Source organism: Rhodopseudomonas palustris HaA2 (assembly GCF_000013365.1).
Classification (GTDB): domain Bacteria; phylum Pseudomonadota; class Alphaproteobacteria; order Rhizobiales; family Xanthobacteraceae; genus Rhodopseudomonas; species Rhodopseudomonas palustris_J.
The window spans coordinates 2511608-2531918 of sequence record NC_007778.1; the positions used below are offsets into that span (position 1 = coordinate 2511608).

The window sequence follows — 20311 nt, forward strand, 5'->3', positions numbered from 1 at the left end:
GCGAAGCGGGGACGCTACTCAAATCAACGCAAATCGCTGAGCTGGAGGCTCAATCCCTCGGTCAACTGCTCAGCCCTCTGCCGTCGCAACTGAGCGCGAAAGTCGCGTTCGCGGCGCTCGAACAGATCCAATTCGTGTCGAACGGCGGAAAGATACTGATCTTGTTTCGACACTGTTTCGAGAGCTTCGTTCGCCACAAAGTCCTCATCAGAGTTGGTCATCGATTGTTTGAACATATTGCGACAGACACGCCGCCGCAAGCCTGTCAGGACAGTGCCGATCGGGGGGGGGGGGGCATCGGATTCGAACTCGCGCGCGCTCGGTATGCGGTCCGCGACCCGGCGGCCGGATGTTGCGAATGAGAATTGCGATTGACAGCGACGATGGTGCTCGTCAGTAGCTGGCAGCTCACTCCAACGGTCACGCTACGAGACATGTTGCGCCGATGCTTCGAACCACGCTTCTGATCGCTGGATGGACCGCCGCCGGCTTGTTGCCTGCGATGGGCCAGTCGTTGCCAAGCAGCATTGCCGAACGCGGACGAGAGCTGTCGCAGCAACCCGACCGGCTGTCGCACACGGCAAGATCAGTCAGTTTCCGGCGCGAGCTGAACGGGACTGCGTTTTTTGTCGATGGAGCCGGACACATGCTGACGGCTCGCCATGCGGTCGAGGATTGCGCGCGCGTCGTGATTGCCAAGGAGGGGCGGTCGTTCGCGGCACGGGTGGTGGCGCTGTCGCCGCGTGAGGATCTTGCGCTGCTCAAGGTGCCGAAGACGCTCGGCCTGGCTGCCGTGTTCCCTCGAAATTCGTCCCCCGCAACCAGCGATCTGATGTTCGCGGCGTCCTATGACAATCTGCCGGGCATGATTGCAGGCGGCGGGACGCTCGCCAATGCGGTGGTTGCGGATCGCCGGAACGGTAGCGGGACGCTGGAGCTCGAATCCAATGCCAGCTTCGGAACAAGCGGCGCGCCGGTTCTGAACAGCCGCGGTCTGGTCGAAGGCGTCGTCAGTCGGCGCCGCATGATCAACCGCGTGCAGGCGGTCGGGACCACCGAAGCGAAGGCGTTCCTCGCCAGTCACAGCGTCAGGCCGTCCGAGGACGACCGGCCTCAAATTGCCGGGGGCGGCTCGCGCGCCCATCGCGCGGCATCGATTTCCGCGCGGGTCACATGCCTGCAAAATTGAGCGGCGATGTTCGGGCGTCGGATTCGGCCGACCGGGGAGACATAGAAGTGGCGGTGTTCGCGATCAATCGGCTGGGTGTGCGAAGTTGCGTCCTCGCCCTGTGCCTGTTTTCAGTCTGCGCGGGTGGCATGAAGACGGCTGCAGCACAGTCGATGGATTATCGCAGCCCGGCTGCGGCGCCGCCGTCGTGGACACAGTTCGCCAAGCTGGTCCAGTACCGTTTCGAATCCTGGATCAGCGACGACGAGGAGATCGCCAATCGGTTTCGCGCCCATGTCGTCGAGCGGGCAGGGAAGCCCGGCGGGCTCCCGCCGACGCTGGTGGTGCGGGCCTGGCTCAATCCCGACGGCACTGTCGAGAAGATCGCGTTTCCGGCTCTGAACGATGCGCGGGCCGAAGCCGATTTGCGGACCATCCTGATGCGCGGCAATGTCGGCGAACCCCCGCCGCCCGAGATGCTGCAGCCGTTGAACCTGCAATTCTCGCTCAATCTGAAGAAGTAAGCGAGGCGACCGGCGCAGGCCCATGCGCCCCGCGGCAGAGATGGGGCGGCTCCGAAGGTGCTCCACCCAAGCGCGAGCAGGCGCGCTTCGCGGGGTTTCGTGGTCAAATTGTCACAATTCCTCACTACGAGACGAGGCGTTGCCCGCGGATCAACGTGTCAGCTCCATCCGCCCGGCGACTGGATGCAGATGGATGGGCCAGGCAGTCTTGCGATGTCGGCGAACCGCTGCATTATTGGCGCTGTGCCTGACAGCGAATGTCCCATGCCCCGTTGCTGCGGAGCAGGCCGATCCCGTGCAACGTGGCACCAGCAGCGCCGCGGCGCGTCCGCTGCCGTTCGACATCCCGGCGCAGCAATTGGGGGCGGCATTGGAAGCCTATGGGGTGATCTCCGGCTTCCAGGTGATCTATGACGCCGCGCTGGCCAAGGGCCGGCAGTCTTCGGATGTCCGCGGCGCGCTTGCACCGGACGTGGCCCTGCGCCGGCTGCTCGCCGGTACCGGCCTCGTTCCGCGTTACATGGCGCAGGATGGGGTCGTCCTCGAACTCGATCCGGCTGCGTCAGAAGCCCATTCGGTGCTGCGGAGCGCCGTGATCCGCTACTACGGCCGGATTCAGGCTGGCCTTCGACAGGCATTCTGCGGCGATGCGCGTCCGTCAATAGTGCCACATCGGATTGCGATCGGGCTTTGGATCGCGCCGTCCGGCCTGATCGCGCGCTCGGCGTTGCTCGACACCACCGGCGACGTCGACGGGGACGCGGCGCTGGAGGCGGCGCTTCAGCGGATCCAAATCGGTGAGCCGCCGCCCGCCGGCTTCGCTCAGCCGGTCATCATGACGGTGTTGCCGGATATGCAGAATGATTGCCGGACGCTTCAGCGGCAGCGGCAGCGGGTCGAGCGATGACGGAGGCGGGTTGGGCAGCGCTGCAGCAACGCCTGCTGCTGCGCTACGACGATTTCAAACGGCGCCTGACACGCTATCTCGGGTCGTCCGAACTGGCTGGCGACGCATTGCACGATACCTGGCTGCGCTTGCAGCGCGGCGGCCAGATCGATGCTGTGCGCAGTCCTGACACCTATCTGCTACGCATCGCAATCAATATGGGCCGCGATCATCTGCGTGCCGAAAACCGTCTGGTGTCCACATCCGATGCTGCGACCTTGCTCGGCATCTCCGACGACGCGCCGGACGCCGAACGCGACGCCGAGGGACGCTCGGAATTGCGGCTGCTCACCGCCATCATGGCCGAACTCCCGCCACGGCAGAAGGCGATCCTGATCGCCGCCCGTGTCGAAGGTCTGCCGCGCGGCGAGATCGCGCGGCGTTACGGCGTTTCCGTGCGCTACGTGCATCGTGAGTTGCAGGCCGCTCACGATTATTGCGCCGAGCGTCTCGAAAAAATGACGGCGGACCTGTACCGATTGGCGCCGCGAGAAACGTCTCTTCCAGAGAGACTTTCATCACCGCTCCCGGGCGGGCCGCACATCCTGGCTGCGCGCGATGATTAGATCCGACGGGGGCGAAAGAACCGAATTGAGAACCGACGCACGCCGGCTGATCACGCATCTGCTCTCCGGAGAAGCCAAACGCTCGGATTTCGATGCCGCTGACCTCTGGCGCCGGCAGAGCCCCGCGCACGAGCGAGAGTTCGCCGAGGCGGCAAGGTTGTGGCGCAATCTCGGCGCCGCGGGGCGAGACTTGGTGGCCCAGGAGGGCGTCCCGGTCTGGCCGTCGCCAGCGGCGCCGATGAGTCGGCGTGCGATGTTGGTGGGCGGTGGTGCGCTCGCCGCCGCTGCCGCGAGCGCCGCGGTGGTGATGCCGCCGCTTGGCTTGTGGCCGTCGCTCGACGAGCTGCGAGCCGACTATCGGACAGCCACCGGCGAGCAGCGACGCCTGATGTTGCCGGGCGACGTAGCGGTGCGGATGAACACGCAGACCGCGATTTCGGTGCCGGTTTCCCACGGCGATCTGGACCAGATCACGCTGATTGCAGGCGAGGCGTCGTTTGAAGTTCCGGCGCAGGCGGCGAGGGCGCTCGTGGTTGCGGCCGACAGCGGGTTGACGATCGGCAGCGTTGCCCGGTTCGACATCCGCAACTTCGGAAACAGCGTCTGCGTAACCTGCTCCCAGGGCAAAGTGCGTGTCGAGAGCGGACCGCACGTCGCCACACTCGGCGCCAATCAGCAGCTCCGTTATGACCGCGCCGGGCTCGGCCAGACGGTGTCGGTCAATCCGAACGACGCCGCAGCCTGGCTCGACGGGGTGTTGATCTTTCGCGACACGCCGCTCGCCGATGTCATCGCGGAGTTGAACAGGTATCGACCCGGCAAGATCGTCCTGATGCGATCTGCGCTGGCGAACAGGACCGTCAACGGCCGTTTTCGCGTCGATCGCATCGATGATGTGTTGACCTGGCTGGCTCAGGCTTACGGCGCCAGGACCCGGTCTCTGCCGGGCGGCGTCATGCTCGTAGTCTAGCCGTCGTCCCACCATGATAAAAAATCTTCACAAAAATTAACGCGTCGTCAGGTTCAGACTCGCTTCGCGGCAATCGTCTCTCTCGGACGCATCGATCGTGCTGGGCACGATCGATGCCAGCCGTGTCGCCGATCGAACTGAGAGAGACCATGCCCGTTGCCAATGCCGCCTCCCGTATGCTCTTTGGTTCCCCCGGCGCAACCCGTCGACTCGCCGCGCATGCCGCGTTGCTGGTCACGGTAAGCGCGAGCGCTCTGCTGCTTTGCGCGCCGCCCGCGTCGGCGCGTTCGTTGGGCGGCGGCGCAACGCTGTCGGCGCCGACTCTCGCCGTAGACGCGGCGGCGCAAGCCGCCGCGCAGGCGGCCTCGGCTGCGGCGCAGGGGTCGGCGTCGCTGACGCGGGCAACCACTGCGATCCAGGCCATGCAGGCGGCGCAAGCAGCCGCACGTGCCGCCGCGAGCAGCTCTGGCGGCGTGCCGAACGGCCTGACCGTCGGCGGACTGGTGCCTGATTCCGGCCTCGCGGCGGGTGGTATCGCGCGTCCGGTGGTGAGTTGGACCAACGCGCGCACGCCGATGCAAAGCGGTCCGAGCGATGCGCCGACCGTCACGGTGCAGCAGACCGGCGCGCAGGCGATCCTCAATTGGTCGAGCTTCAACATCGGCGCGAACACCAGCCTTGTGTTTGATCAGCAAGGAAATTCAAGCTGGGTCGCGCTCAACCGCGTCGGCGCTTCAAGCTCGCCCAGTCGCATTCTCGGCAGCATCCGGGCTGACGGCTCGATCTACATCATCAACCAGAACGGCATCATTTTCGGCGGCGCCAGCCAGATCACTGTCGGCAGCCTGATCGCCTCGGCGGCGAGCATCACCGACAATCAGTTCCTCACTTACGGCATCTATTCGACCGCCATCAACAAAGTGTACAACCCGTCGTTCACGGCGGCCGGCGGCACCATCGTGGTCGAGGCCGGCGCGTCGATCGCCACCGCGGCGCCCAAGACCGTCACCAGCGGCGGCGGCTCGGTGATCCTGCTCGGCACCGAAGTGCGCAATGCCGGCTCCATCTCCACGCCCAAGGGCCAGACCGTGCTGGCCGCCGGCGACAGCTTTATTCTTCGCTCGGGCTACGCCACCGACGGCAACACCACGTCGACGACGCGTGGTGTCGAAGTCGCTCCGGTTCGGGCCAGCAACAGTCAGAGCGGCGCCGTGGGCAACAGCGGCCTCGTCTTCGCGCAGCAGGGCGACATCACGCTTGCGGGTCACAGCGTCACCCAGGACGGCATCCTGGTCGCGACCACTTCGGTCGATCAGCGCGGCACCGTGCACTTGCTCAATTCAATCACCGACCCCACCGGCAGTGTGACTGTGGCGGATGGCGCGCTCACTGCCGTTCTGCCCGAGCTCGACAGCAAGGTCACCGCGCTCGACAGCCAGCGCGACGCGCTGATCGCCGATTCGACGAAACAGAACTCCGGCCGCGCCGCCGCTGCGAACGACGCGCCACAATTCAACAATCTCAGCCGGCTCGACGACCGCCAGGATCAGTCGCGTGTCGAGATCGTCTCGGGTGGCCTCGTCACCTTCAGGCGCAATTCGCTGACGTTGGCGCAGGGCGGTCAGATCGCGGTGTCGTCGGTGAGCGACATCCGGGTCGAAACGCTGGCGACCCTCGATGTCTCCGGCACCACGGGCACGGTACTGCCGGCCTCGGCCAATAATCTGAAGGTGAACATCCAGCCCAACGAGATGCGCGACAGCCCGGTCAACCGCGACAGTGGCGTGCTCGTCAGCAAGGACGCCTGGATCGATATCCGGGACCTCGTGCTGGTGCCGGCCGGCACCGGCGGCTACGCATCCGACCGCTACTACACCAAAGGTGGCTTGCTCGAAGTCGGCGGTTATCTGGGCAACACCGGTCACACCATCGGCGAGTGGACCGCGGTCGGCGGCACCGTGACGCTGGCAGCCGGCAGGAAAGTGATCGCGGAACGCGGCGCGTTGATCGATCTGTCCGGCGGCATGGTGAACTATGCGGCGGGCGACCTCCTCACCACAATGGTGATTGGTGCCGACGGCCGTATCTACAGCATCGGCAACGCGCCGGCAGACATGCCGATCATCAGCTATGGCAGCGGTTTCACACGCGACCACGCCCGTTGGGGGCAGAAGGAAACCTGGGGCGCTCCCGCGCACGGCGCTGTGCGCAGCTTCCACCAAGACGCCTACAGCGTCGGCCGCGACGCCGGATTGCTGCAGATCCTCGCGGCGACGTCGGATTTCAAGGCGGATATCGACGCCGCCGTCTATACGGGCGAGCGTCAGACGACATCGCGGCCGTCCACCAAGACCGACGGCTACAAGCTGACTCAGACGCAACCCGGCTTGCCCGGACAGCTTCTGGTGGGAACTGTCGATATCGGACTTGGAAACGGCGGCACGCAGACGAGCGGCATCGTTTTGTTCGCCGGACCCGGGGCCACACAAGTCACCGCGCCGAGCCATGTCTTCGATGCGGCGGAAATCAGCGCCATGGGGCTCGGCGGGCTGAGCGTTTTCGGCAGCTCTGAAATCGAGGGCGATCTGACGCTCGCGCCCGGAGCGATCGTGTCGCTCAGCGTCAACCATCTGGGCGGCAACATCACCGCGCGTGGCGGCAGTGTCACCCTCTCGGTGTCTTCGTTTGATCCGGGCGTTACTGTCGACACCCGCGGGCTTTGGACCAATGCGCTGCTCGACCCGACGCGCGTGTCGGGGCTTGCTTACCGCAATGGCGGTGCCATCACGGTCAGCGGCAGCCCGCTCAACGGCTACGATCTGGTGATCCCTGCGGGCGTGCGGCTCGACGCCTCGGCCGGCGGCGCAATCCTGTCGACCGGGAAATTCTCCGGCGGCAATGGGGGTGACATCACGCTGGGAGGAAACTCGCTGGCGCTGAACGGCGAGGTGGTCTCGAACGGCTTCGGCAAGGGTGGCAAGCTGGCCCTGTCGACGTCAGGCGCGATGGTGATCGGCCCGTCGCCGCTTCCCGGCGGCACGCTGGCGGCCGGCGAGGCGGCACCGGTCTTGCTGGTGCTGGCGTCGCCTGTGACACTGGCCAGGGGCACGGTTGCACCGTTCTCGATCACCATGACGATTACCTCGGTCGCGGGCGGACAGTTGGTGCCGGCAGGCGCCCAGGCGCAGGTCTCGAGCACCGCCGTGGTGACCGTCGGCAGCGCCGGATGGACGGTCCCGGCCGGCATTTTCTATGCCATGGATACCACCTTCCATTATTACTACCCCGGCAGCACGGTGCCGGCCGGCACCATTCTGCAGACGATGGCCGGCAATTTCAGCAGCGGCTACGTGCTTCCGCCGAACTCCTTCACGACCCCGCTCAGGCTCTCTCCGATCAACGTGAACTTCGCAGCCGGAAGTGTGCTGGCCTATGACGCGGTTCTGTCGAAGGGCTACGTCCTGCCGGCCGGAGCGGTTCTGCCGCAGTCGGTCGAGGTGGCGCCGGTGCTGGCGCTCGACCCATCTCTGTTCCAGAAGGGCTTCTCTTCCTACGCAATCAGCAGCGGGCTCGGCATTACGGTCCAGCCCGGGCTGCAAATCGAAGTCGTTGAGCCAACCTATCAGTTCTCCCGAGCGCTGGTCGATCTGCCGACCGGCGGCAGGGTCGACACGGCGGCATCGCTCGCGCTGGCGCCGCTGTTCGCCGAGGACGCGCTACGTCGAACCTTGAACCAGCGGCCCGGCGCCGACCTGGTTCTCACCGCGCGCGCAGCGGGATTGTACTCCAGCGTAGCGCTTGCCAACGAGCATGCCGCGGCTCCGATCACGATCGGGAGCGGAGCGTCGATCAGCGTCGATCCAGGCCGTAGCGTCAGCCTCTTCGGCGACGATCAGATAACCATCGAGGGCGAAATCACTGCGCGCGGCGGTTCGATCAGCGCGTTCAATCTCACGCCATCCGCTCCCCTCACGGCCAACTCCAGCTTCGGACGTTCGGTCTGGATCGGCAGCAATGCGGTGCTCGACGTCTCGGGCATCGCCCATGCGGCGACCGACAGTCGTGGCCGACGCTACGGGACGGTCACCGATGGTGGTTCGATCGTGCTCGGCACCGACGAGACGCCGACCACCGACGGGATGAACTCGGGCAACGCGTTCGTGGTCATCCGTCCCGGCGCGCTGATCGATGCGTCGGGCGCGAGCGCAGTCCTCGACGTGCTCGGTGAGGGGCCGGCGCTGGTCGCGGGCAACGGCGGATCGATTCGACTCTCCAGCCTGTGGGGGTTTGCTATAGACGGGACGATGCGGGCCGCGGCCGGGGGCGTTGGCGCCAGCGGCGGATCGCTCTCGCTGACTCTGGAATCGCCGATCGTCGCTATCGGCGCTGGCGCCTCATCGACTCTCGTCCAGGCTGCGACGGCCGGTCGCGTGATCGCCATCACCCAGGACACGACACCGACCGGATTGACCGACGGTCTCGCGCCCGGCGTCGCGGACGCCGGGCTGGTCCTCGGCAGCGGCCGCCTCAGTGCCGCGCAGGTCAAGGCCGGCGGCTTCGACTCGCTTTCGCTGTGGGGACGCAGCGCGATCGCCTTTGACGGTGATGTCAATCTGTCGCTCGGCCGCAGCCTCGTTTTGCAGCAGGGTAAAATCGTCAACACCGCCGCGACAGGCAAGGTCACGCTCGCCGCGCCCTATGTATTCATCGATGGTCACACGCTTCAGGCCAACACGCTGCATCCGGAATGGACGACGATGTTCGCGGATCGGCTGCCGGTCTATGCGAAGGGAGCTTCGTTCTCCGTGTCGGCCGACCTCGTCGATATCCGCAACCTGGCGTCCCTCGCTTACGAAATGGCCAGCGTCGCCAGCTCCGGCGACATCCGTTTCCTGAAAGCCACGGAACGCGCCAACGCCCGCCTTGTCGATTACGTCACGATACTCGCGGCGGGCGGCGATCTCGATCTCACGGCGGCACAGATCTATCCGGCCTCCGGCGCGGTCGCGCTCGCTGCCGCCGGCGGCATCGAAACGGCGGGCGACACGTTCGGATTCACGAGGTTCAACGATGCCGGCTCGCGGCTGACGGTGCATGGAACGGGCGCGGTGCCCGACATGCCATATTCGGTGTTCGGCAATCTGACGCTGCTCGCCGAGACGATCGAGCAGGGCGGCGTCGTTCGCGCCCCGATGGGGCAAATTCAGTTCGGCGATTTCGCCACGCCCGCCGGCCGGGCAGTCAATACCACGCGTCTTATCGAGTTCATGCCCGGCAGCATCACCTCGGTCAGCGCCGACGGACTGATCGTCCCTTACGGTGGCACGGCCGACGGCATCCGCTACACGGTTGATGGCGGAGCTCCGGTGACGCCGTCCCTGGTCAACGGCCTGTACAGGACCGGCGCATCGGGATCGACGTCCCTTTATGTCGGCGTCGGCGTCGCCGGCATATCCGTTCAGACCGACGCCGGCTCGCTGATCGATTTGTCGGGCGGCGGCACGCTCGCCGGCGCGGCCTTCATCTCCGGGCGCGGCGGGTCGGTCGATCCGCTGCTGACGCCGCTCGCCAATGCGGGAATCCACGGCTTCAGCAGTGCCGGCAACAAGGTCTATGCGATCGTGCCGGGCACCTTCACCGCGCCGGCTGCCGGTGGATACAACAATCTTTGGACGGGCGGCGTACCGACGATCGGCCAGCAGATCACCATCCCGGCCGGCGTACCGGGCCTGCCGGCCGGCACCTACACCTTGTTGCCGGCCAACTACGCGCTGCTGCCGGGCGCCTACCGGGTCGAACTCGGCGCCAGGACGGATCAAGCCGTCAACCCCGTCGCGCTCGCCAACGGCTCCTACGTCCTGACAGGCCATCAGGCCGTGGCCCACACCAATATACAGGATGCGCTTGCAACCCGGCTGGTGATCACGCCGGCCGATGCCGTGCGCAACTATGCGCAGTTCAACGAACAGAGCTACGGCGACTTCGTGCTGAGCACGGCCGCGCAGTTCGGCACGCGGCGCACGATGGTCGAGGCCGATGCCAAGTTCCTCACGATCGACCTCGGGCTCGATGCGACGGTCGCAGCGAACAGCGCCCTCAAGGTCAACGGCATCATAGACTTTGCCGCCGCAGCAGGCGGCATCGACGGCTCGTTGTTCCTGACCACCGGAGATGCGCTGCACAAGGGCGCGCTGGTGATCACGGCACCGGGCAGCGCGACCGCCAACACCGCGAGCAGGACCACGGTGAGCTCCAGCACGCTCGCCGCCGTCGGCGCACCGAACCTCGTGCTTGGCGGACGGCCATACGATAACAACACCTATGTGAGTGTCGACAGCGGCAATCTTGCCCTCGTCGACTCGCTGACGATCGAAGCCGGGGTCCGGGTGTCCGCCTCGCAAGTTCTGGCCTTCGCCGGGACCACGATTACCCTGCAAGCGGGGGCCGAAATCAACACGCTCGGCCGCGGCTTCTCGGGTCTCGATTCGCGCTCGGGACTTGCGTTCGGTACTGCGCCGCAATCTTATCCGAGCCTGTACACCCTGCTGGTCGTCTCCAACGGCTCGATCATCCTGAACGCCAATACTGGCCTCGGCAGCGGCGGAATCGTCATGAACGACGGCGCCGCGCTCTACTCCGAAGGCACGATCGGATTCTACGCGCCCACCGGGCTGCAGACGAGCGGCAGCATCAAGCTCGGCACCCGCAACCTGGCGCTCAGCGTTGCCTCGTTAAACATCGGTTCGGCAGAGGCGCTTGCCGCTGTGCCCAACCTTCCGGTCGGGCTGCGGTTCGACCAGGGCTTCCTCGATACGTTGTTGTCGGGCGGCGGCGCGGCCGGGGCGCCGGCGGTCGAGCATCTGGTCATGACGGCCGGCCAGTCGATCAACTTCTTCGGCTCTAGCGATCTGTCGACCTTCGATCCGCTCACCGGCCGATCGCGGCTGGACGAGCTGGTTCTGGCGAGCCCCGCTATCTACGGCTATGGCTCCGGTTCGGACAGCGTGCATCTCGCCACCAACCGGCTGGTGTGGACCGGCGGCAGCGTGTTCGATCCCGTTGCCACCGGACCTAGCAGCACCCCGCAGTTCAAGAGCGCGACGCCTCCCGAGCGCCTCGCCGGTCTCGGCAACAGCGGAGCCTTGGTGGTCGATGCCCGCGAAGTCGTGTTCGGCTATCCGGCCGAGGCGCAGTCCGACTCCAATCTCGTATTCAACCGCCTGATGCTCGGCTTCGATACCGCGGTCTTCAACGCGGCCGAACGGGTCACGGCGAACAACAAGGGCACAGTGTCGGTCTATGCGGGCGGCCCCGCGATCGGCGGCAGCTTCGATCCGGCCAGCTACCAGGGGGTCGGCGGCACGCTCGTCTTCAATACGCCTGCGATCACTGGCGATGCCGGCGCCAACCTCGCGATCTACGGCGGCGCGGTGACGCTCACGCAAACCGGAGCCGTGGCAGGTCCCGCCGGCGGCCTCGGCGCGACGCTGTCCGTCACTGCCGACACGCTGCGGGTCGATACCGCCGTGCTGCTGCCGGGCGGCGCGCTGACGCTGACGGCGCGGCAGGATCTGCTGATCGATTCTCGGGCGAGGCTCGATCTGTCCGGGCACGCCGTCGCCATCGGCCAGGCGGTTAGCCAGGTTTGGGCCGGCGATGTGACGCTGGTGAGCCTGAACGGCAACGTCACGTTGGCGGCCGGCTCGATCGTCGACCTGTCGTCCGACGGTAGCGACGCCGGCACGTTCAAGCTGCGCGCCGCCGGCGCGGCGCGGTTCGCCGGCGCGCTGCTGGCGAGCGGCGGCGGCAACGGCGCCCGTGACGGCGCCTTCGATCTCGCCGCGGATTCGCTCGGCGGCGGCAATCTGAGCGCCGACTTTGCCGCGCTGAACCAGAGGCTGAATGCGGAGGGATTCGCCTACAGCCGCGCCTTTGTGTTCGGCAGCGGCAACCTGGCGGTCGGCAGCGACGTGAAGGCTCGCAACGTGACGATCACGGCCGACGGTGGCAGCCTGACGGTCGATGGTCGAATCGATGCCAGCGGTCTGCGCAGCGGCGCGATCCGGCTCGCCGCGCGCGACGACGTCGTGCTGACCGGCAATGCGGTGCTCGACGTGCACGGCACTCAGCTCGTCGTCGACAGCTACGGCCAGGCGATCGAGGCCTCCAACCGCAACTCGATCGAGCTCGGCACCAGCCAGGGCTGGATCCGGATCGGCGGCGGCGCGACATTGGACACGTCGTCACCGGACGGCATTTCGCGCGGCCGGGTCGAGATCAACGCTCGCCGCAGCTCCGAGACCGGCGGCGATGTCAACATCGATGCGCCGTCGCCGCTGAACCTGCGCGGCATCGCCAGCCTCGCTGTCAACGGCTATTGGACTTACAGCCCGACCGATGCCAACGGAACCATCGTGCAGGACGATACAGCGGCCGGCGTGGTGTCCGGCGCGGTTGGTTTGGCGCAGATCGATGCGACCAACCAGACCTTCTACGCCAATGCGCTCGGCAATAACGCTTTGCAGGCGAGGCTTGCCGGCTTGAAGACCGTCGGCGCCGCCTATCACTTCCGACCCGGCGTGGAGATCGTCTCCAGCGCGGCGTCGGGTGGCAAACTGACGGTCGTCGGCGACCTCGATCTCGCCGGCTTTCGTTACGGACCGAACGCCGACCGTAACACCGCCTCGGCGACCTATGGCTTCGGCGAGCCGCTCGCGCTGATGATCCGCGCCAGTGGCAACCTCACCATCAAGGGCAGCATCACCGACGGATTCGCCGAGCCTAAATCGAGCCCCGACGAGGTCAATTTCCGCGACCGGCCGCAGAACGGCGTCGTCACGGTGATTCCGGCCTATGCCCCGCCTTACGATGATTACACGCCGACAGAAGATATGACTCTCGGCGAGGATTGGGTGCTCCCTTATTATTGGTACGATGGCGAATCCAGATTGTATGTCAGTACCGACCGTGGTTACTTCTATTCGGGTGACCTAATTCCCGCCGGAACGAAAATTCTGTGGACCGGTGACACCTATTTCTACTTCGGCGGGGATCAGCTTGTGCCGGCAGCCGCCGATATCGTCCGTCTGTCGCAGGGCAAGATCTATGCGATCGCGCCGATGCTGGCGCCGGGCGCCATGTCAGCGTCGATCCGCCTGGTCGGCGGCGCCGATCTCGCCTCCGGCGACAGCCGCGCGCTGCTGCCCGCCGATCGGCTTGGCAACTCCGGCAATATCGTGCTGGACGATTACCACACCCACTCGCCGACCAAGATGGGAGCGGACGTGCGACAAACCGAAATCGCCAGCGTGATCCGCACCGGCACCGGCGACCTCGATCTCCTGGCCGGTGGCTCACTGACCGAGCGCTCGCTGTACGCGGTCTACACGGCGGGCACGCAGCAAGATCTCGCCAGCGGCAACAGCGCCTACATCATCAACCAGCCTTCGATCCAGTTGCCGAGCGGCACCGGGCTCGAGTCCACCTTCAACGATCGCGCGAATTACTTCCCGGATCACGGCGGCGATCTGCGAGTGACGGTCCAGGGCAATCTTGCCGGCTACAACGCCCAGCTGAGCCTGATGCGCGACGGCGGTGAGTGGCTGATGCTGCAGGGTGCGCCGGATCTCGGACAGGCCACCGGCTGGTCCGTCAATTTCGGCAACTACAAAGGCGCGGTTTACGTCAGCGGGCCTCTCGGCTTCGGAACTTATGGCGGCGGAAATGCCACCGTGGTCGTCGGTGGCGCTGCCGGTGGCATCACCACGACAAATATCTATGCGGCCAATCGGGTGACCACCGGCCTGTCGGTTGCGGTCGGTGCCACTGGCCGCGTGCTGGCCGACGGCACGCTGATCGAGACCGGCGGCGGCGATCTGTCCATCCAGGTCGGCGGGCGGTTGAACCCGCTCAGCGACGGCGGCCAGATCACCAATCTGCGCGGCAGCATCACGCTACAAGCGGCGGAGATTGGCAGTCGAGGCAAGGTCTATGCGACGTCGATCGCCGGTGATCCGCGCCCGGCGGAGTTCACGAGCGGCGCCAACATCGCTTATTCGTTCGCCGGTCCGTCGCTGCGGCTTGGCGACGCCGCAGCGAGCATCCGCACGCTTGGGACCGCCTGGCTCGGTTCGGTAGGCGAAATCGGCATTAATCAGGCAATGAACCCGAATGCATATGGCGATGTGGCGGGTCCGGCCAACACTTCGATCGTGACCTGGTTCTCGCTCTTCCAGCCCTCGACGGCGGTCGACATGGTGTCACTCGGCGGAGATCTGGCTCCGTTTTCGGCGAATTCCGGGGACGGCCTCTATCTGCCGCCGCAGTTCACGGCGGCGGCGCTCAGCGGCAACATCTACGCCAGCGCCGCTAGCAAGCAGGTGCCCGCGGCACGGGCCGGCTTCGAATTGCTGGCGCAGGGCTCGATCTACGGATACGGCAGCATCGTGATGTCGGCGGCCGATCCTGCGCTGCTGCCGACGCCGTTCCATCCCGCCTTTGCGCAAGTGCGGAGCTACTCTGTCTTCTTGACCAATGCGACCTCCCAAAAGAGGGGAGATCTGTTCGCCTTCGCCCCCGACCAGCCGACCTCCGACGTTCACGCCGGCGATCCCGAGCCGGTGCGGATCTACGCCGCGAATGGCGACATCGTCGGACTTTGGCTGACGACCGCCAAGAGGCTCGACATGGCGGCCGGCGGCGACATCGTGATGACCAAGGACTCGCAACTCTCCAGCAGCTTGACGATCACCCATGCGAACGCCACTGACGTCTCGACGGTGACGGCCGGCGGAAAGATCATCTATCCGCGTATCACGGCGAAGGGGCCCGGTGAGGTGTCGATCACCGCCGACAGCGACATCTTCCTCGGAGATCTCGGATCCATCGTCAGCACTGGACCGGCCTATGCGGCTGACCAGAGGCCGGGCGCGTCGATCGGGCTGCTCGCCGGTGCCGGCGCGGCGGGGCCGAACTACGCGGCGATCGCAACGCTCTATCTCGACCCTGCCAATCGCGCGGTGAGCGGCACGCCGCTCGCAGATCAGGCCGGAAGGGTCGCCAAGACCTACGAGGCCGAGCTGCGGCAATGGCTGGCCATACGCTACGGCTACGTCGCCGCCAGCGACGCCGATGCCCGCGTCTATTTCGGCAACCGCGCCCCCGAGGAGCAGGCGATCTTCCTGCGCCAGGTGTATTTTGCGGAGTTGAAGGTGGCGGGCCGAGAATACAACGATCCGGCGAGCGTTCGCTACGGTTCTTACTTCCGCGGCCGGCAGGTGATCGCGACGCTGTTTCCGGACCGCGACGCAAGCGGCGAGCCGATCGCCTATGACGGTGATTTCGTGATGTTCGGCGACAGCGGTGTGCGCACCATCGCCGGGGGGGACATCACAGTCTTGACGCCGGGCGGCCGCCAGGTCCTCGGCGTCGAGGGTAAGGTGCCCGCGGGCACCGCCGGTGTCATCACCCAGGGACAAGGCGACATCAGCCTCTATTCCAAGGGCTCGATCCTGCTCGGCCTCAGCCGCATCATGACGACTTACGGCGGCAGCATCCTGGCCTGGTCGGCGGAAGGTGACATCAACGCCGGTCGCGGCTCCAAAACCACGTTGGTCTATACGCCTCCCAAGCGTATCTACGATCGTTATGGCAAGGTCACGCTGGCACCACAGGTCCCGTCGACCGGCGCCGGCATCGCCACCCTCAACCCGGTGCCCGGCACTACGGCGGGTGATATCGACCTGATCGCGCCGCTCGGCACCATCGATGCCGGCGAGGCCGGCATCCGGGTCTCGGGCGATATCAACTTGGTGGCGCTGCAGATCGTCAATGCCGCCAATATCCAGGTGCAGGGGACCTCGTCAGGGCTGCCGACCGTTCAGGCGCCCCCGGTCGCTGCGCTCACTGCGGCTGGCAACGTCGCTGGTGCCGCCACCCCGGCGGCTGTTGCTCCAGCCCAGGCCAACGACCGGCCGTCGATCATCCTGGTGGAGTTTCTGGGCTTCGGCGGCGGAGACGGCGGCAGCCAGCCCGCGCCACCGCTGCCGCGAGATCGCCGCAACGATCAGGATCGCCAGAGCTACGACCCTGACAGCGCATTTCGCGCAGTCGGCCATGGCCGCCTGACTGAACAGCAACGCAGTCAACTCACTGCGCGGGAACGCGCCAAGCTCGACGAGTTAATGACGCGGGCGGAGGTGCGCTGACCGCCGGTCGCCTTCGCGCCCGGCGCATCCATCGGAACGTCCGTCGCGCCCCAAGCCCGTACGGGCAACCCCGCGTTGATGGCCACACGGACACTTCGCGCGGTCAGTGCGTGCCGAGTTGATTGTGCCCGCATGTGTTCGTGATGCACAAATCCCCAACGAGGCGCATCCAACTGACATCGCAGTGTCGGCTCTTGCGGTTAAATGCAGGGCCACAATAGCGGTCGATCGACCGCCGCCGTCCGGCGCAGACGTGGTCGGCCGACCGTTGTCTCTTGAATGTCATCGAACTGACATAGGAAGCGACAATGGAGCTCTGGCGACCGACGCGTCGGACACGGCGGTGGGGCCGGGGCTGGCGCCGAGGCGACATGGCTGCGGAGCGACGTAGAGTGAGGCCAGTTTGACGAGTGTCAGTGTAGGGTTAATGGGGCGATCGAGCTGGTTGCCGGTCGGCCGACTGATCGCTGCGATGGCGTTGATGCTGAGTGTGGCCGTGGCGACCGGCGAAGAAGCTGCAAGTCCCGCCGGCCCGATGACGTTCCGGATTCCAGCCCAACCGCTGATCGGAGCGCTGCAAGCTTTCAGTCAACAGAGCGGCGTGCAGGTGATGTTCGAGACCGCGGCCGCGGCCGGCTTCAACGCGCCTTCGGTCGAAGGCGAGTTTACGCCGGATATGGCACTGCGGTTGTTGCTGGCGGACACCGATCTCAAGATCCGCTACAGCCGGTCGCGCGCCATCACGCTGGCGCCGGTCACCGCCCCAGATCCCGATCTGCCGCCACCGCTTTCGCTCGGCGCCACCGATTTGGCACTCGAGACCTTGCATGTCGGCGGCCGCGACGCCGCCGACGCCAACCGGCTGGGCGAATACGTCGCGTCGGTTCAGTCCGACATCCAGAAGGCGATGAGACGGGTCAACCGGGCCCAAGGCGGCGAATACCGATTTGCGGTTCGATTGTGGGTCGATCCAGCGTCGCGCGCTATCGCTCGCGCCGAACTCGACGGCTCGACCGGCGACCCCGCCCGAGATGCCAGGATCGCCGATCTGCTGCACACCATGACGCTGAGCCGTCAACCGCCGCCGAACGTGCCGCGGCCGATCCGGTTCTTGGTTTCGATCAAAACGCTGTAGTCACGAAGGTCGACGATCGCCATGTGGGACAGTCCAAACCGTGCCGCGCCGCCGTCCAGTGCGGCCCCCGATTGGCGCGCGACTGCGACCGGGCTCGAACTGCGCTGGTTCGCTGTCGCCGCAGTGGCCGTGCCGCTGCTTCTCGCCGCGGGCGTGTATTGGTTGCACCGGCTGCCGCCTGGTCCCAATCTTCGCGGCGACGAAAATCTCATCGAGGTCCGGTTGATAGGTCCGCAAAACGCCGGACCTTTGAACCAGGAACGACCCCAAGCCGCGCCGGCAGAACGGGCCCAGGCAGAGTCCCCGGCGGACTCGCCAGCGCGACCGCTGCCCGAAGTCGCATCGATCCCGGATCCAGCGCCCGCCGAGCAGGTCGACCCGGCGCAAGCCCCGCGGACCCGGGCGACCGCACCCCCGGTCTCGCGCATCGCCCGTGAACAGAAGGCCGCCACGTTTCAGCGGACGCTGCTGTCGCATATCGCCCGGTTCCGCGAATATCCAGACGCGGCCAAGCGCAGTCAGACCCAGGGCGTCGTGCGACTGCTGTTCGCAATGCGGCGTGACGGCAGCGTCGGCCGCATCACGATCAGGGCCAGCTCCGGGTCCGCGATCCTCGATGGCGCGGCGATGGCGACGCTGCGAAGAGCGCAGCCGCTGCCGAGAATTCCGGATGACTTGCCGGACAACCTGAATATTCTTGTGCCGGTCGCGTTCGATTTGTCGTACTGAATCGTGCAAGGCTCTACAAACAACCGTCACGAGGTTGTCACTGACCGCCGATACCTACCGATGCGGTCATTCATGGCAGTTTGTAAGCACGTCAGTGCGGGCAGCGTAAAAAAGTGTTCGATCGCAACAGTAAATCGCTCCGTGAGGCACTGGCGGCAGACTATCAGGGACTTGCGAAACGGCTGACCCGCTGTTTGGGCTCTGCCGACGTCGCCCACGAAACGCTGCATGAGACCTTCCTCAAGGTAGATCGGGTCTCGGACGCCGTGGAAATCCGCAGTCCGGTGGATTATCTGTTTCGCATCGCCCTCAATGTTGCCAAAGATCGCAACAAGAAGGATCGGCATCTGCTGAGCGCCGGTGAGGTCGCCGCGATCATGGACGTTGTCGATGATCGGCCCGATCCGGCGATTGTGGCTGAATCTCGCATGGAGATCGCCGAGTTCCAGAAAGCGCTCGGCGAATTGCCGCAGCGTCGGCGTGAGGTTTTCATCGCTGCTCATCTCGAGCAGATCCCGCATCGTGATATTGCCCAACGTTTCGGAATCAATATTCGGACTGTCGAATTCGACATTCAGCACGCCATGGAGTATTTGAGCCGCCGACTAGGCCGCCGGGTGGTTCGTCGCTACGGTCCCCGCCCGAAACCGCGAGCGGTCGACTAGCCGCAGATCGCTTGGATCCGGGCGTTTCTGCCGGGCGGAATTTACCGCCGGCAGCCTGAAAGCAGGTCACGTCGCTTGAACTTACTTACGAGAACCGAAGGTTGTCGGGATTGCGCGACGATCCGATTCGGTCTCCAGCATCGCGAATCGTCTTAAGATCAACGCGAGTTCTGCGTGCCTGCGGGCGAGCAGGTCGCGGGTGGAGATAGTCGAAGTGAGCGACCGATCTTGAGCACTGCCGACCAGATGCCCGAGCTCGATGCCGTGCAGCGTCAGGCGCTCGCCTGGGTAATCCGGCTGAATTCCGGCGGCGCGACGTCGGACGACGCTGCGGCATTGGCGCTGTGGCGCAAGCGCGGGCCGGAATACGAGGATGCATTTCGAGAGGCAGTCCAATTTTGGCGAACTTTCGGCGAGGCGACCCGCGAATTGGTCGGCCGGAACGAGGCGCGCGCGATGCCTCCGGTTCGGTCGCGGCCGGTCCTCAGCCGCCGGCTGCTGATCGGTGGTGGCGTCGCCGCAGCCGCTTCACTCGGCGGCATCTACGTCTCGAAGCATCCGCCGCTCGGGTTGTGGCCTTCGATCGAGGAGCTTGCGGCCGACCACCGCACCGGCAAAGGCGAGCGCCGCAAGATCGAGGTGGCCAAGAATGCGGTCATGACTCTGAACACGCAGACCGCGGTGTCGGTGCGGTCCGCATCGGCGACACCTCGCGTCGCGCTGATTTCGGGCGAAGCGGCGGTCGATGTCAGCCGTGATGTCGGGGCGATGGTGATCGACGCGGCGGGAGGACGGATCGAGGCGCAGCAGGCCAGCTTCAACGTCCGATGCGTCGACCAGAGCGTCTCGGTGGCGTGTTTCACTGGCGACGTGCAGGTCGAATGGGAGGGCCGGCGAGCGGTGCTGGCTGCGTCTCAGCAACTGACGTATTCCGAAGAGAGCGGCCTCACGGCGGTTGCGCCTGCCGATGCCGAACAGGCCACGGCGTGGCAGCGCGGCCTGTTGCTGGTTCACGATTGGCCGGTCGACCGATTGGTCGCCGAAATCAACCGCTATCGGCCCGGTCGTATCGTGATCATGAACAGCAATCTTGGTCGCCGCATGATCTCCGGGACGTTCTATCTCGACCATCTCGACGATTTCGTCGCGCAGGTCCACGGACTGTTCGGCGCCACTGCGCGAACGCTACCGGGCGGAATTTTGCTGCTGAGCTGACGCGGTAATCGTCTTTCCATTTCAGCGAGGTCGTCGGACCGAACTGATGCTCGGGCCTCTCACCCCGGCGGCGCCGTCGCGCGATCGGCCCGGCAAATCATTGTTCCTGCCCCGAGAGAATATTTCTTAATATATGATTCAGTGTCCGGCCGAGCCAGTCGTCTTCTGAATCGAGATACCGTGAACG

11 protein-coding genes are annotated in these 20311 nt (G+C 65.7%); 10 read left to right on the top strand and 1 reads right to left on the bottom strand.

Features of this window, described 5'->3' with window-relative positions; translation table 11 throughout:
- Positions 1–23 precede the first annotated feature (23 nt).
- Complete coding sequence (locus RPB_RS11090; protein WP_041798206.1) at positions 24–221, bottom strand: hypothetical protein; 198 nt, start codon at positions 219–221, stop codon at positions 24–26.
- Between the two features lie 224 nt (positions 222–445).
- On the opposite strand from RPB_RS11090, the gene RPB_RS11095 reads away from it, so the two are divergent.
- The 10 genes from RPB_RS11095 to RPB_RS11140 all read left to right on the top strand — a co-directional run bounded on the left by RPB_RS11095 (position 446) and on the right by RPB_RS11140 (position 20124).
- Entirely contained in the window at positions 446–1189 is a 744-nt protein-coding gene (locus RPB_RS11095) for a S1 family peptidase (RefSeq protein WP_011441101.1), read from the top strand.
- A 128-nt stretch (positions 1190–1317) separates the two neighbouring features.
- The gene (locus tag RPB_RS11100; protein ID WP_245258341.1) at positions 1318–1692 is read left to right on the top strand and encodes a hypothetical protein; all 375 of its coding nucleotides are present in this window, start codon (positions 1318–1320) and stop codon (positions 1690–1692) included.
- 193 nt (positions 1693–1885) lie between these two features.
- Positions 1886–2599 (top strand): STN domain-containing protein, encoded by a 714-nt coding sequence (locus tag RPB_RS11105; protein WP_011441103.1) that lies wholly within the window; start codon positions 1886–1888, stop codon positions 2597–2599.
- Positions 2596–3204: an RNA polymerase sigma factor gene (locus RPB_RS11110; protein WP_011441104.1), complete on the top strand. Its 609-nt coding sequence runs from the start codon at positions 2596–2598 to the stop codon at positions 3202–3204. The genes RPB_RS11105 and RPB_RS11110 overlap by 4 nt, the downstream gene beginning before the upstream one ends.
- Positions 3205–3229: 25 nt before the next feature.
- A complete protein-coding gene (locus RPB_RS11115) occupies positions 3230–4174 on the top strand; it encodes a FecR family protein (protein ID WP_245258342.1) in 945 nt (314 codons plus the stop codon).
- Positions 4175–4287: 113 nt separating this feature from the next.
- Positions 4288–16380, top strand: coding sequence for a filamentous haemagglutinin family protein (locus RPB_RS11120; protein WP_011441106.1), 12093 nt, complete (start codon positions 4288–4290; stop codon positions 16378–16380).
- Between the two features lie 472 nt (positions 16381–16852).
- On the top strand, positions 16853–17515 hold the full coding sequence (locus tag RPB_RS11125; protein WP_245258343.1) for an STN domain-containing protein: 663 nt from the start codon (positions 16853–16855) through the stop codon (positions 17513–17515).
- Between the two features lie 21 nt (positions 17516–17536).
- Positions 17537–18244, top strand: a complete 708-nt coding sequence (locus RPB_RS11130) for an energy transducer TonB (protein WP_011441108.1) — start codon at positions 17537–17539, stop codon at positions 18242–18244.
- Between the two features lie 113 nt (positions 18245–18357).
- A complete protein-coding gene (locus RPB_RS24130; protein ID WP_011441109.1) occupies positions 18358–18909 on the top strand; it encodes an RNA polymerase sigma factor in 552 nt (183 codons plus the stop codon).
- Positions 18910–19137: 228 nt separating this feature from the next.
- Positions 19138–20124: a FecR family protein gene (locus RPB_RS11140; protein WP_245258344.1), complete on the top strand. Its 987-nt coding sequence runs from the start codon at positions 19138–19140 to the stop codon at positions 20122–20124.
- Positions 20125–20311 lie beyond the last annotated feature (187 nt).

Coding starts and splice junctions, on each gene's coding strand:
- RPB_RS11105 (WP_011441103.1), top strand. CDS start 1,886: ATGGGCCAGGCAGTCTTGCGATGTCGGCGAACCGCTGCATTATTGGCG.
- RPB_RS11110 (WP_011441104.1), top strand. CDS start 2,596: ATGACGGAGGCGGGTTGGGCAGCGCTGCAGCAACGCCTGCTGCTGCGC.
- RPB_RS11125 (WP_245258343.1), top strand. CDS start 16,853: ATGGCGTTGATGCTGAGTGTGGCCGTGGCGACCGGCGAAGAAGCTGCA.
- RPB_RS11095 (WP_011441101.1), top strand. CDS start 446: ATGCTTCGAACCACGCTTCTGATCGCTGGATGGACCGCCGCCGGCTTG.
- RPB_RS11100 (WP_245258341.1), top strand. CDS start 1,318: ATGAAGACGGCTGCAGCACAGTCGATGGATTATCGCAGCCCGGCTGCG.
- RPB_RS11130 (WP_011441108.1), top strand. CDS start 17,537: ATGTGGGACAGTCCAAACCGTGCCGCGCCGCCGTCCAGTGCGGCCCCC.
- RPB_RS11090 (WP_041798206.1), bottom strand. CDS start 221: ATGACCAACTCTGATGAGGACTTTGTGGCGAACGAAGCTCTCGAAACA.
- RPB_RS11120 (WP_011441106.1), top strand. CDS start 4,288: ATGCCAGCCGTGTCGCCGATCGAACTGAGAGAGACCATGCCCGTTGCC.